The sequence below is a fragment of the Streptomyces syringium genome (assembly GCF_017876625.1).
In the GTDB taxonomy this organism is placed as follows: domain Bacteria; phylum Actinomycetota; class Actinomycetes; order Streptomycetales; family Streptomycetaceae; genus Streptomyces; species Streptomyces syringius.
Map to the genome: position 1 here is coordinate 4,508,512 of NZ_JAGIOH010000001.1, position 12,958 is coordinate 4,521,469.

The following is a 12,958-nucleotide window of genomic DNA, read 5'->3' on the forward strand; positions in this document are numbered from 1 at the left end:
TCAAACAAATCCGGGTGGGGTGCGAAGGAAGAGGGAAACGTGGTGGACGAGTGGCTTCCGCAGCCTGCGACCGACGAGATCGAGCTGGTCAAGGTCATGCACGCGCTGGGCGACCCGGTGCGGATGCAGCTGTTGTCGGTCTTTCTGGACGGCAAGGAGCACGGCTGCGGCCTCGAGGGCCTCGGGCTCGACCACTTGCACAAGTCGACCGTGTCGCACCACATGCGGGTGCTGCGCGAAGCGGGTGTGACCGCCACGCGCGTGGCCGGCCGCAACCGCCTCGTACAGCTCCGCAAGGCCGACCTCGACGCGAGGTTCCCCGGCCTCACGGACGCGTTGCTGACGGCGATGGGGCGGTAGGTCACGGGTTTTTCCGCCACCCCCAGGGGAGGGGGCGGCGGGGAACCCCCAAATGGCCCGTTACCCCAACTGCCCCGGCAAGGGCGCCGCATGCACCACCGTCAGTCCCGATACCGCCCGGGTCAGGGCCACGTACAGCCGGCGCAGCCCCGTGCGCTCGTCCGGTTCGCCGGACACGACGGCGCTCGGCTCGTCCAGGACCACGTAGTCGTACTCCAGGCCCTTGGCCAGCGTGGCCGGGACGAGGGTGAGGCGGGCCTCGGCGGAGGTTTCCTCGCCGGGGGACAGGAACGGCAGACCCGCCGCCGTCAGCACGTCCGCCAGCGCGGCGATCCGCGCGTCGGCCGCGATCAGCCCGATCGACCCCTCCTTGGCGAGAGCCGACACGCAGGCGTCCAGCACCGCCGCGTCGAGCTCCGACGGCTGAACCGCCCGTACCGTGAAGTCGCCCGCCGCCTCACGGACCGAGGTCGCCTCGGCCAGGCCAGGGGCGATGGTGGGCAGCAGCCGGGACGCGTACGCGATGACCTCGCGCGGCACGCGGAACCCCATCGTCAGCTCCTCCACCGTGGCCTCGGGCTTGCCGAGGTGGGTCAGGGCCTCCGGCCAACTGCTCGTGGCCCAGGGGGTCGTGCCCTGGGCCAGGTCGCCGAGGATCGTCGCCGAGCCGGTCGTGCAGCGGCGGCCCACCGCGCGGTACTGCATGGGGGACAGGTCCTGCGCCTCGTCCAGGACCACATGGCCGAGCGAGGGCGTGCGGGCGACGAGGTCCGCCGCCTCGTCGACGAGCACCGCGTCGGCCGCCGACCACTTGGCGGACTTCACGCCGCGGGCCGGCTTGTCCCAGAGGATCTCAGCCTGCTCCTCGGCGTCCAGGATCCCCTCGGCGTGCGCCGCCAGGAACTCCGCGTCGGACAGCAGCCGCAGGACCAGCTTCGCCGGATCCACCTGCGGCCAGACCGACTTGACCGCCGACTTCACGGCGGCGTTGCGCGCCACCGCGTCCTGCACCCGGTCGTCGGGGGCCTCGCCGGCCTCCTCCATCCGTACGAGCACGGCGTGCGCGATGCGCTGCGGGAGCGCGTCGCGGGCCGCGCCGTAGCGGATGTCGCGGGCCAGCAGCTCGCGGACCATCTCCTCGATCTCGTACGCCGGGACCCGCCAGCGGCGCGAGCCGCGCACGACGACCACCGGATCCACCGGCATCGTCACCCCCGACCGCACCGCGCGCCGCAGCACCTCCGCCATCCGGGCGTCGCCCTTGACGCGGGCCGCGGCGGCGGTGTCCGTGCCGCGCACCTCGACGTGGGCGACGAGATCGTCGACCGTGGCCTGGGCGACGTTCAACTCACCGAGGGCGGGGAGGACTTGCTCGATGTACTGGAGGAAGGACCGGTTCGGGCCGATGACGAGCGTGCCGGTGCGGGCGAGCCGCTCGCGGTGGGCGTACAGCAGATAGGCGACGCGGTGCAGGCCGACGGCGGTCTTGCCGGTGCCGGGGGCGCCCTGGACGCACACCGAGCCGCCGATCCCGGCGCGGACGATCTCGTCCTGCTCCGGCTGGATCGTGGCCACGATGTCCCGCATGGGGCCGACGCGCGGCCGCTCGATCTCGCTCTGGAGGAGCCGGCTGGCGTGCTCGTCACCGGCGGCGTCGGTCAGGTCCTCGTCCTCGTACGCCGTCAACTCGCCGCCCGTGTAGCCGAAGCGGCGGCGCAGCCGCACGTCCATCGGCTGCTTCTTGGACGCCCGGTAGAACGGCTGGGAGACGGGCGCGCGCCAGTCGATGACCATCGGGTCGCCGTCGGCGTCGTGCACATGGCGGCGGCCGATATAGAACTGCTCTCCCTCGGCACCCTCGGCCTGTTCGGCGCCGGGCGCGTGCAGATAGTCCAGGCGCCCGAAGAACAGCGGGGTGTGCGCCAGGTCGGCGAGGGCGGTGATGCGGTCCTCGATCTGGCTTTGCAGCACAGCGGCGTTGACCCAGTTCGCGGTCACGTCCTTGATGTCGAGGGACTCCACGTCGGCGCGCATGGCGCGCAGCGCGGACCGGGAGGAGGAGAGGTGGGCGCGCTCGCGCTCAAGGGGGTCAGGGGCGGTGTGCGGGACGGGCGCGGACACGGCGGTGCCTCCGGGGGTGGGTGCGAGGGGCGAGCGGGAGGCCGGCCGGTTTCCGTCCGGACGGCGGCGCTCCCAGGACTCGGGAGGCGGCAGGACGGGCGATTGTAGTCAGCACGGAATCGGGGCGCGAATGGTTTTCCGTGCCTTCTCAGGGTCGCCGTCCTCCTCCCGTAGGGGACGGCATGGGCCTGGAGTCCTAGGGGCGGGCAGGGGCGATTACACCGGCAGAACGATGTCCGGCCCGGTCGGGAAAACCATCATGGACACATGACCACCGCGACCTTCACCCCCACCGCCGAGGGCGCCCGGCAGGACGCCACCGCCCTCCACCCGTCCCCCGGCCACCAGCGTCATCTGCTGGGCAGCACGATCCGCGCGATCAAGGTCTTCGCGGGGACGGCCGTCAGCGTCGTCCTCCTCGGGGAGCACAACGGCAGGCGGTGACGCCCCCGCCGGGGCCGTGGGGCTGCCCTACGCGTCCTCGCCCGTGAGCAGCGAATCCGCGTCGACGATCCGGTACGCGTAGCCCTGCTCCGCCAGGAACCGCTGGCGGTGCGCCGCGAAGTCCTGGTCGACCGTGTCGCGCGCGACGACGGAGTAGAAGCGCGCCTCGTGGCCGTCGGCCTTCGGACGCAGGACCCGGCCGAGGCGCTGGGCCTCCTCCTGGCGGGAGCCGAACGTGCCCGAGACCTGGATGGCGACGGTGGCCTCGGGGAGGTCGATGGAAAAGTTCGCCACCTTCGAGACGACCAGCACCGAGATCTCGCCCTGCCGGAACGCGTCGAAGAGCTTCTCGCGCTGCGCGTTGGTCGTCTCGCCCTTGATGACGGGCGCGTTCAGGTGCTCGCCCAGCTCGTCGAGCTGGTCGATGTACTGGCCGATGACCAGGGTCTGCTCGCCTTGGTGCTTGGCGACCAGCGCCTCGGTGACCTTCCGCTTGGTGGCGGTCGTCGCGCAGTAGCGGTACTTCTCCTCCGTCTCGGCCGTCGCATAGGCGAGCCGCTCCGAGTCGGTCAGATTGACGCGGACCTCGACACAGTCGGCGGGCGCGATATAGCCCTGTGCCTCGATCTCCTTCCACGGCGCGTCGAACCGCTTCGGCCCGATCAGGGAGAAGACATCGGACTCGCGGCCGTCCTCGCGGACGAGCGTCGCGGTCAGGCCGAGACGGCGGCGGGCCTGGAGGTCGGCGGTGAACTTGAAGACGGGCGCGGGCAGCAGGTGCACCTCGTCGTAGACGACCAGGCCCCAGTCGCGGGAGTCGAACAGCTCCAGGTGCGGGTAGATGCCCTTCCGCTTCGTCGTCAGGACCTGGTACGTGGCGATGGTGACCGGCCGGATCTCCTTGCGGGTGCCGGAGTACTCGCCGATCTCCTCCTCGGTCAGCGAGGTGCGCTTGACCAGCTCGTGCTTCCACTGGCGGGCCGAGACGGTGTTGGTCACCAGGATCAGCGTGGTGGCCTTGGCCTCGGCCATGGCACCCGCGCCGACGAGCGTCTTGCCCGCGCCGCAGGGCAGGACGACGACGCCGGAGCCGCCGTGCCAGAAGCCCTCGACGGCCTGCCGCTGGTACGGGCGCAGCGACCAGCCGCTCTCGTCCAGCTCGATGGGGTGCGCCTCGCCGTCGACATAGCCCGCGAGGTCCTCGGCGGGCCAGCCGAGCTTGAGGAGGGTCTGCTTGATCTGACCGCGCTCGGAGGGGTGCACGGCGACGGTGTCGGGGTCGATCCGGGCGCCGACCAGCGGCTGCACCTTCTTCGACCGCAGGATCTCCTCCAGCACCGGCCGGTCGGTGCTCTCCAGGACGAGCCCGTGGATGGGGTGCTTGACGAGCTTCAGACGGCCGTAGCGGGCCATGGTCTCGGCGATGTCGACGAGCAGGGCGTGCGGCACGGGGTAGCGGGAGTGGGCGACGAGGGCGTCGACGACCTGCTCGGCGTCATGGCCCGCGGCACGGGCGTTCCACAGGCCGAGGGGGGTGACGCGGTAGGTGTGGATGTGCTCGGGAGCCCGCTCCAGCTCCGCGAAGGGCGCGATGGCGCGGCGGCAGGCGTCCGCCTGCTCGTGGTCCACCTCGAGCAGGAGTGTCTTGTCGCTCTGGACGATCAGAGGTCCGGTCACGCGCTGGGCCCTTTCCGCTAGCGGTCGGCCGGTGCGGGTCCGGGCGGAACCGTACGGCCAAACCTCCAGTGTGCCGCATGCGGCGAAATGCGGGCGGGGGCCGGGCGGGGCGGCGGTCGGGGGCGGGCCGGTGCGGCTGGTACCGGCCCGTCCCCGACCGCCTGAGCGGCTACAAGGTGACGGGGGCCGCCGGGGCGGTGGTGGAGAGGACGGTGGCGACGCGACCCATAGGACCTACTTTCTGCGGTCGTCCGATGACGTGCCGTGACGCGGCGTCGGGATGGCTGCCCCTGTCGCGGCGCGACAATGCGCTTTATCACCCGCAGGGGTGAGGAATCAGACGGAGTCGTCCACGAGTTCGGCCACGCCGGTGATGCGGTGCAGGGGATAGGTACGGACCTCGTCGGCGGTGTGGTCGTACGCCGTGACGAAGCCGCCCTCCACCCGGATCGGAGCGATGACCCGCTGGCTCGCGGCGCCCTCGGCGTTGACGTAGCCGATCCAGACGGCCGCGCCGGTCATGACGGCGGCCTGGACGGTGGCGAGGGTGTCGGCGGAGGAGGTGCGCGGCAGACCGCCGTCGGCGGGGGCCGGGGCGGCGGCGGTGGGCTTGCGCTCGGCCGTGGCGGCCATGTCGCCCGCGCGGATCGCCCGTACCGCGGCGTCCAGCAGCGTGGGGGTCGGGGCGGGCGGGCCGTCCTGGACGGGGGCCGGGGCCGTGCGGGGCGGGGTGCGGCGGGCGTCGGCGCGGGTGACGACGACGTCGCCCTCCGCGGACTCCGCGGCGGGCGCGTACCCCATGCCGCGCAGGCCGTCGAGCAGGGCGTCCGGGGCGATCTGCGCCGCCAGGACCGTCGGGGCGAGGCGGCGCAGCCGCAAGGGGGCGGAGCGGCGGTCGGCGAGGATCTCCGCGAGGACCGCCTCGTCGTCGCAGCGCAGGTAGGACGAGGCCGCGCCGACCCGCAGATGGCCGTGACGGCGGGCCACGTCGTCGATCAGATACGCCAGCGGCTGCGGCACGGGCGTGCGCGAGTGGGTGGTGAGGAACGCCTTGAGGTCCGTGGCCGTCTGCCCGGCGTCCAGCGCGCGGCGCACCGAACCGGGGGTGAAGCGGTAGACGGTCGCCCCGCCCTTGGACTCGATGTCGGCGAGCACCCCCAGCGTCTGCGCCAGGGGCCGCTCCAGCGGGCCGGGCGCGACGGCGGTCAGATCGGCCTGGAGCAGCACGTGGTCCAGCGGCTCGGGCAGCAGCGGCGCGAGGAGCGCGGCCGCGGCCGTCTCGACGGGCGTGGCGGCCGCGTCCGGCACCGCGCCCGCCAGGGCGCGGCCGTGGGCGGCGAGGGCGCCGCGGCTGGTGACGCCCAGCAGGTCCGCCTCGGCCAGGGCCCAGCGGGCGAGCCGGGTGCGGAGGTCCTCGGCGCCCGGGTCGGCGGAGGTGCGCGGGGGACGTTCCCAGTGCAGCCGGTCCAGGAGCGTCCCCGGGGTGACGGAGGCGCCCGGGGGCAGGGTGGCGAGCAGGGCGAGCACCCGGCGGCGTACCTCGGGAGCCGGGCTGCGGTCCAGGTCGGGGCCGAGGGCCGCGAGGGTACGGGCCTTGGCGTCCCGCTCCCCGACGAGGCCCGGGGTGCGGGTGGCCGCGAGCCAGGCCGTGGCCAGCCGCGTCCAGCGCTCCTCGGCGGGCAGCCGGAGCCAGTCGTCGTACGCGGGCGTCGGGGCGTACCGCTCGTCCACCTCGCCGTCGGAGGCCAGCAGCCCCGCCGCGTAGGCCAGCTCGATCCAGAACGCGGTGGCGGACTCGGTGGTGTCCAGGGCGGCCGCGGTGCGCTTGAGGTCGCGGACGCTCAGCCCGCCCGCCCGCAGGACCAGCGGGCTGCCGCTCTCCCACTCCTTGAGGAGGTCCTCGACGACCGTCAGCGCCGTGTACGCCTGCCCGGCGGCCGTCGCGTCCACCACCCGCGGGGAGTGCTCGGTGACGGGCGCCAGCTCCGGGGCGACGGGCTCCGGCGCGCGGTGGGCGCGCCCGGCGCGCAGGTGCAGGGCCACCTCGCGGGGCAGCACCACCCCACCGGGGCCGGTGGACAGCAGCAGCCCGCGGTCGAGCAGCCAGCGCAGATGGGAGGCGGGGTCGGCGGTCACGGTGCCGTGCGGCGGCCCCCAGAGCAGCTTGCCGAGCACGGCGGTGGCCTCGGCGGGCGCCTCGGCGAGCAGCGCCGCCATCCTCTTGCGGTCGCTGAACAGCGCGCTGAGCGCGGCGACGGCCGTCACCGGGTCATGGGTGGCGGGCAGCCCCGCCGCGGCGACGATCTGCTGGATGCGGCCCGGCGACATTCCGGCGGTGGTCTCCGCGACCGTCGGCCCGAGGCCGGTGGGGGAGGGGTGGGCGGCGCTCGGCGCCAGCACCTCGCGGACCGTGCGCACCAGCCGCAGCCGGTCCTCGCCGCCCCAGACGAGGGCCTGCTCCCGCAGTGTCGCCACCGCGCGCGGCAGCTCGCGCCCGATGCGGGGGTCGTCGTCCGCGTCGCCGGTCATCAGGGCGCGGAGCGTGTCGTACGGGCACGGGTCGGGCGCCACGGCGAGCGCCTCGGCGACCTGGAGGGCGAAGCGGTCCAGCCGCTCCAGCGTCCGCACCACGGAGGCGCGGGTGCCGGCCCGGGTGGCGAGCTGGGTGAGGTCGCCGGGCACCGGGTTGAGCAGGTCGGGGCGGGCGCGCAGCAGCGCGGCGAGGTCCTCGTCGGGGCGGGTGCGCAGCTCGTCGGCGAGCGTGCGGGGGGCTCCGCGGCCGGCTTCGCCCTTGCGGGGCGCGCCGCCTCCGCGGGGCGCTTTGCCCGTCTTCCCTGTCTCCCGCCGCGCAGTGGTCATTCTGTTTACGGTACCGGGTCCCGGGGGGTGGGCCCCGGGCTCCGCCGGTGGTCGTGGCGCGGTCGGGTGCCTCATCGCGTTCCCTCCGTCGGCCCGGTGCGGAACCGGTACCTTCGGGGGGTAACGGCTGGTGGGTCTTGGCTGGTGGTTTTAGGGGATTCGGTGGGGATCGAGAGTGATCAGCTTGTTTACGACTACTTGAGCCAGGTCGGGGACCTCGCTCAGCGCAGACCGCTCACCTCCGGCGAGCGGATGCGGCTGGTCTCCCGGCTGCGCACGGAGATCGAGCGGCGCAGATCCGCCGAGGGGGCCGACTCCCCGGCCGCCGTGCGCCGGATCCTCGACGATCTGGGCTCGCCCGACGAGGCCGTCGCCGACGCGGAGGCCCCGGGCGGCGGCGGTACCGGTGGCGGTACCGGTGACCAGGGCCGGGTGCCGATGCCGCGCCGCGAGGGCGAGCCCGTCCGGTTCCCCGCCGCGGCGCCCCCGCACCTGGCGACCGAGGAGGAGCTGGGCCGCGGTGCCGGTGGCGACCAGGTCGACGGGTGGCAGCAGGCCGGCCCCGGGCCGTTCACGGCCGGGGACCGGGTGCACGGCTTCGTCGGCGGCATCGAGATCCCCGAGATGCTGAAGCCGCCGCCCACCGCGGCCGAACTGGCGCGGCGCGACGCGTCCGCCCGGCCGGCGGTCGAGCGGGCGGAACAGGACACGGAAGGCGTCGGGAGGGACGGGGACGGGAGCGAGGGTTCCGGGGCGGGCCGCCCCGGGCTGTGGCGCGCCGGGGACGGCACCGCGATGAGTCCGTTGCTGATCCTCGTCGCCGCGCTGCTGCTCGTCGGGGCCATGCTCGGCAACTGGCTCATGCTCGCCGCGGGCTGGGCGCTCGCCTACGTCACCCGCCGGCTCTCGCACACCGAGTCGCAGATGGCCGTCATGGTCGTCCCCGGCCTCACCGTCGCCGGCGGCATCGCCTGGCTGTGGGGCCGCGCGAACGGCCGCTGGGGCGACCCGATACCGGCGGGCGAGCTGGGCACGGCTCTCTCCGCCACCTGGCCGGTGGTCGTCCGGGTCGCTGCCGTCGCGTCGGCGCTGTTCGTGGTGTGGCGGGCCAGACGCTCTGCCTGAGGCCTTGTCCGGTGCGTTCCGTGTTTGTCGGCTGCACCTCCGCTGCGCGGCGGTGTCCTCAATCGCCGGACGGGCTTGATGGGGCCGGGCTCAGCCGAATCAAGCCCGTCCGGCGTTTGAGGACGCGCCCGCAGGGCGCTCGCCGCCGGAGGCGGCTCCCCCGGGAGCCCACGGAGTGCCCGGTATCACCAGCGGGCTCCCCGTCACCGGATCCGGTACGACCACCGAGTCCAGGCCGAAGACCTCCCGCACCAGCTCCGTCGTGACGATCTCCGACGGCCGCCCCCGCGCGATCACGCGGCCCGCCTTCATCGCCACCAGGTGATCGGCGTAGCGCGCCGCCTGGTTCAGGTCGTGCAGCACCGCGACGACCGTGCGGCCGCGTTCGTGGTTGAGCTGGCGGACCAGGTCCAGCACCTCCACCTGGTGGGCGATGTCGAGGTACGTCGTCGGCTCGTCCAGCAGCAGCAGATCCGTCTCCTGCGCCAGCGCCATCGCGATCCACACCCGCTGCCGCTGGCCGCCCGACAGCTCGTCGACGGCCCGCTCGGCCAGGGCCGACACGTCCGTGCGGGCCATGGCGTCCGTGACGGCGCGCTCGTCCGTCTCCGACCACTGCTGCCACCAGCGCTGGTGCGGCTGCCGGCCGCGTGCGACGAGGTCCGCGACGGTGATGGCCTCGGGGGCCACGGGCGTCTGCGGCAGCAGCCCGAGCGACTGGGCGATCCGCCGGGTGGGGATGCGGGCCAGCTCCTCGCCGTCCAGCAGCACCGACCCGCCCTTCGGCTTCAGCAGCCGGCCGAGCGCCCGCAGGAGCGTCGACTTCCCGCACGCGTTCGGGCCGACGACGACCGTCACCTCGCCGTCGGGGACGTCGAGGTCGAGGGTGTCCACGACCGTGCGGTCCTCGTAGGCGAGGGTCAGCCCGCGGGCGGTGAGCCTGCTCCCGGCCACACCCGTGCTCCCGGCCACGCTCTCCGTCGCGTTCCTGCTCTCGGTCGTCATGCTTTGCCTCCGGTGCGGCTGCGAATGATCAGCCAGATCAGATACGGGGCACCGACGGCGGCGGTCAGCACGCCCACGGGCAGTTCGGTGGGCTCGAAGAGCTTGCGGGCCAGCAGGTCCGCGAGGACGACGACGACCGCGCCCAGCAGCGCCGAGCACAGCAGCGGGATCTGCGCGGTACGGGTCATCCGGCGGGCGATCTGCGGGGCGAGCAGCGCCACGAAGTCCACGGGACCGGCCGCGCCCGTCGCGATCGAGGCGAGCACCACGCCCAGCAGCACCAGCCCGAACCGCACCCGGCCCAGCCGTACGCCCAGCGCGGTGGCCGTGTCGTCGTCCATGGCCACCGTGCGCTGCGCCCGCGCCGCCCAGAGGACGAAGGGGACGAGCGCGAGCAGCGCCCAGGACAGCGGTGCGGCCTCGCCCCAGCCGCGCCCGTTGAGCGAACCGGTCATCCACACCTGGGCCTGCTGGGCGACGAGGTAGTCGCCCTTGGTCATGAACAGATGGGTGACCGAGCGCAGCGCGACCGCGAAGCCGATGCCGATGAGCACGAAACGCGCGGCGTGCAGCCCGCGCCGCCACGCGAAGGCGTAGACGAGGGCGGCGGCGAGCAGCCCGCCGATGACGGACAGGTACGGCAGGAAGGCGTACGAGGTGACGCCGAAGGTCATCGCGCCGACCGTCAGGGCGCTCGCGCCCTGGGTGATGCCGATGATGTCGGGGCTGGCCAGGGGGTTGCGGGAGACGGTCTGGATGAGTGCCCCGGCGATGCCGAAGGCCGCGCCGATCAGCAGGCCGACGGTCATCCGGGGCAGCCGCAGCGTGCCCACGACCAGCTCGTCGGACGACGGCTGCCCGAGGACGACCTTCACGGCCTCCAGGGGGGTGACGAAGGTCTTGCCGACGCAGAGGTAGGCGACGCACACGGCGGCGAGCAGCGCCGCGAGGCCGAGCGCGACGGCCGCGGCCCGCCGGTGGACGAGGAACGAGCCACGACCGGCCCGTACGAGCAGATAGCCGGCGGGCCGCTGTCCCGCCTTCGCCGGAGCCGGAGCCGGAGCCGGAGCCGGTGCCGGGGACACGGTGTACGTCATGCCGCCACCGCCTTGCGGCGCACCAGCGTGACGAGGAAGGGCACGCCGATCAGGGCCGTCATGACGCCCGAGGGGACCTCGCTCGGCGGGAAGAGGATCCGGCCGATGACGTCGGCGACGAGCAGCATGACGGGGCCGATGAGCGCGGCCATGGGCAGCACCCAGCGGTGGTCGGAGCCGACGATCGCGCGGGCGATGTGCGGCACGGCCAGGCCGATGAAGGCGATCGGCCCGGCGGCGGCGACGCCCACGCCGGTGAGGACGGTGGCGCCGAGACCGCCGACGATCCGTACGGTCGCGACGTTCTGCCCGAGGCCCTTGGCGACGTCCTCGCCGAGCGCCAGGGCGTCGAGCCCGCGCGCCACGGACACCACCATCACCAGGCCCACCAGCAGAAACGGCCAGATCTGTTCGACGATCTCGGGTTTACGGCCGGCGAGCGAGCCGACCTGCCAGAAGCGGAAGTCGTCCAGCACGCGCGCGTGGGTGGTGAGGATCGCGTGGATGACCGAGACCAGCAGCGCGTTGATCGCGGCGCCCGCGAGTGCGAGCTTCACCGGCGAGGCGCCGCCGCGGCCGCGGGAGGCGATGGCGTACACGGCGACGCCCGCGATGCCCGCGCCCGCGAAGGCCCACCACACGAAGCCCGTCAGGGAGTGCACCCCGGCGACGGAGAGGGCCAGGACGACACCCACCGAGGCGCCCTGGCTGATGCCGAGGATGCCGGGGTCGGCGATGGGGTTGCGGGTGAGGCCCTGCATGGCCGTGCCCGCCACGGCCAGCGCGGCGCCGACCATCAGGCCGATGAGGGTGCGGGGCAGCCGCATCTCCCGGACGACGGTGGCCGTGGTGTCCGAGCCGCCGTGCAGCAGCACGTCGAGGAGCTCGGACGGCGGGGTCGGGCGGGCGCCCACGGCGAGACTGAGCGCCACCGCGACCAGCAGGGCGACGGCCGCGGCCGCCGTCCAGCCGACGCGGCGGCGGATCATGGGAGATCCGGGGCTGCTGATCGGGACGGCGGCTGACATCGCTTCCACTTCGCGCTCGAAAACTTCGCGTCGTCCATGAACTTCGCGGTCGTACATGCCGACAACGCTGAGGGCGGGCGGACCGAGGCCCCAACTTAGGCGAGGCTTAGTGTACGGGTGGGGCCGGCGGCAGAATGTGGGGCATGACCTCGCTCCCGCGCACGCATCGGTTCACGGTCGGCTTCGACCTCGATCTCACGCTGGTCGACTCCAAGCCCGGCATCAGAGCCGCGTACGAATCCCTGGTCGCCACCACCGGGACGCCCATCGACATCGACCTCGTCTGCGGCCGGCTCGGTCCGCCGCTCGAGCACGAGCTGCTCAACTGGTTCCCCGCGGAGAAGGTCGACTGGGCCGCCGACATCTACCGGACCGCGTACCCGAAGCTCGGGATCGTCCCGTCACCCGCCATGCCCGGCGCCCGCGAGGCCATCGCCGCGGTCCAGGAGCTGGGCGGGCGGGCGATCGTCGTCACCGCCAAGTACCCGGTCAACGCCCGGCTCCACCTCGACCACCTGGGCCTCGCGCCCGACGTCCTCATAGGCGACCTGTGGGCCGAGGACAAGGCGCTGGCGCTGCGCGAGCACGGCGCGAGCGTCTACGTCGGCGACCACGTCGGTGATGTGCGCGGCGCGCGTACGGCCGGTGCGCTGTCCGTGGCGGTCGCGACCGGGCCGTGCGACGTGGAGGAACTGCGCGCGGCGGGTGCCGATGTGCTGCTCGCCGATCTCACGGCCTTCCCGGCCTGGCTGCGCGGCTACCGGGCGGAGACGGACCCGGCGGCCTCCCGCGCCTGACGGCGCTGCTCCGCGATCGACCGCAGCACCCCGGCCCCGGCGACGAGGAAACCGACGCCCATCAGCATGCACACGAAGTACGCGGCCGGGGGCAGCGGATCGGCGCCCAGGAAGAGCGGCGCGACCGTCGCCAGCGTGGCGACCGCGCCCACGAAGAAGACGATGGCGCCGACGCGTACCAGCAGATCCCCGGCTCGGGGCGTTTCGTTGCTCACCCGACCAGGGTAGATCCCTACCGGTCGGCGTGGACTCCATCGCCGTACGCACCGGACAGACGCCAGATGCGCAGAGGTACCACCCGGGGACGTCTTGTCACCGGGCCCGGGACCATTAGCCTTGGGGGTAGCGGGTCTTGCGACCCGCTGTCGTGCTATCCAGAGCTGTTTTGCCGTTGTTTTTTGCAGTTTCCGGCGTTTCCCGACGAGATACGAGGACGAGGACAGAC

General features: G+C 73.7%; 11 protein-coding genes. 4 read left to right on the top strand and 7 right to left on the bottom strand.

The genetic code is table 11. The annotated features are described in order from the left end of the window. Nucleotides 1-42 precede the first annotated feature (42 nt). Nucleotides 43-360, top strand: a complete 318-nt coding sequence (locus JO379_RS20200) for an ArsR/SmtB family transcription factor (RefSeq protein ID WP_307842076.1) — start codon at nt 43-45, stop codon at nt 358-360. Between the two features lie 60 nt (nt 361-420). Here JO379_RS20200 and JO379_RS20205 read toward each other — a convergent pair whose 3' ends face one another. Beyond that, nucleotides 421-2,481 carry a HelD family protein gene (locus JO379_RS20205; protein WP_307842078.1) on the bottom strand — a complete coding sequence of 687 codons (2,061 nt, stop codon included), beginning with the start codon at nt 2,479-2,481 and terminating at the stop codon, nt 421-423. Between the two features lie 267 nt (nt 2,482-2,748). Between JO379_RS20205 and JO379_RS20210 the strand changes: the two genes are divergently transcribed. After that, a complete protein-coding gene (locus tag JO379_RS20210; protein WP_165451586.1) occupies nt 2,749-2,925 on the top strand; it encodes a hypothetical protein in 177 nt (58 codons plus the stop codon). Nucleotides 2,926-2,952: 27 nt separating this feature from the next. Here the strand turns inward: JO379_RS20210 and JO379_RS20215 are convergent, their stop codons facing one another. Together JO379_RS20215 and JO379_RS20220 are read right to left on the bottom strand one after the other, a co-directional pair. Continuing rightward, a complete protein-coding gene (locus tag JO379_RS20215; protein WP_130879365.1) occupies nt 2,953-4,602 on the bottom strand; it encodes a DNA repair helicase XPB in 1,650 nt (549 codons plus the stop codon). Between the two features lie 336 nt (nt 4,603-4,938). Then, the gene (locus JO379_RS20220) at nt 4,939-7,461 is read right to left on the bottom strand and encodes a helicase-associated domain-containing protein (RefSeq protein WP_209516202.1); all 2,523 of its coding nucleotides are present in this window, start codon (nt 7,459-7,461) and stop codon (nt 4,939-4,941) included. A 162-nt stretch (nt 7,462-7,623) separates the two neighbouring features. Here JO379_RS20220 and JO379_RS20225 point away from each other — a divergent pair, with 162 nt between their 5' ends. Further along, the gene (locus JO379_RS20225; protein WP_130879367.1) at nt 7,624-8,586 is read left to right on the top strand and encodes a hypothetical protein; all 963 of its coding nucleotides are present in this window, start codon (nt 7,624-7,626) and stop codon (nt 8,584-8,586) included. 99 nt (nt 8,587-8,685) lie between these two features. On the opposite strand, the gene JO379_RS20230 is transcribed toward JO379_RS20225, so the two are convergent. The 3 genes from JO379_RS20230 to JO379_RS20240 are packed head-to-tail and all read right to left on the bottom strand — an operon-like array spanning nt 8,686 to nt 11,716. After that, nucleotides 8,686-9,591, bottom strand: a complete 906-nt coding sequence (locus JO379_RS20230; protein WP_209516205.1) for an ABC transporter ATP-binding protein — start codon at nt 9,589-9,591, stop codon at nt 8,686-8,688. After that, nucleotides 9,588-10,688 (bottom strand): FecCD family ABC transporter permease, encoded by a 1,101-nt coding sequence (locus JO379_RS20235; RefSeq protein WP_209516207.1) that lies wholly within the window; start codon nt 10,686-10,688, stop codon nt 9,588-9,590. Before JO379_RS20235 ends, JO379_RS20230 begins: the two co-directional genes overlap by 4 nt. Further along, nucleotides 10,685-11,716: a FecCD family ABC transporter permease gene (locus JO379_RS20240; protein ID WP_130879370.1), complete on the bottom strand. Its 1,032-nt coding sequence runs from the start codon at nt 11,714-11,716 to the stop codon at nt 10,685-10,687. The genes JO379_RS20235 and JO379_RS20240 overlap by 4 nt, the downstream gene beginning before the upstream one ends. Nucleotides 11,717-11,859: 143 nt before the next feature. Here JO379_RS20240 and JO379_RS20245 point away from each other — a divergent pair, with 143 nt between their 5' ends. Next, on the top strand, nt 11,860-12,513 hold the full coding sequence (locus JO379_RS20245) for an HAD family hydrolase (RefSeq protein ID WP_209516209.1): 654 nt from the start codon (nt 11,860-11,862) through the stop codon (nt 12,511-12,513). Here JO379_RS20245 and JO379_RS20250 read toward each other — a convergent pair. Continuing rightward, entirely contained in the window at nt 12,474-12,728 is a 255-nt protein-coding gene (locus JO379_RS20250) for a hypothetical protein (protein ID WP_130879372.1), read from the bottom strand. The two genes, JO379_RS20245 and JO379_RS20250, sit on opposite strands and share 40 nt — an antisense overlap. Nucleotides 12,729-12,958 lie beyond the last annotated feature (230 nt).

Excerpts from the sequence above, each read along its gene's own strand:
- JO379_RS20245 (WP_209516209.1), top strand. The coding sequence starts at position 11,860 with ATGACCTCGCTCCCGCGCACGCATCGGTTCACGGTCGGCTTCGACCTC.
- JO379_RS20220 (WP_209516202.1), bottom strand. The coding sequence starts at position 7,461 with ATGACCACTGCGCGGCGGGAGACAGGGAAGACGGGCAAAGCGCCCCGC.
- JO379_RS20240 (WP_130879370.1), bottom strand. The coding sequence starts at position 11,716 with ATGTCAGCCGCCGTCCCGATCAGCAGCCCCGGATCTCCCATGATCCGC.
- JO379_RS20235 (WP_209516207.1), bottom strand. The coding sequence starts at position 10,688 with ATGACGTACACCGTGTCCCCGGCACCGGCTCCGGCTCCGGCTCCGGCT.
- JO379_RS20210 (WP_165451586.1), top strand. The coding sequence starts at position 2,749 with ATGACCACCGCGACCTTCACCCCCACCGCCGAGGGCGCCCGGCAGGAC.
- JO379_RS20230 (WP_209516205.1), bottom strand. The coding sequence starts at position 9,591 with ATGACGACCGAGAGCAGGAACGCGACGGAGAGCGTGGCCGGGAGCACG.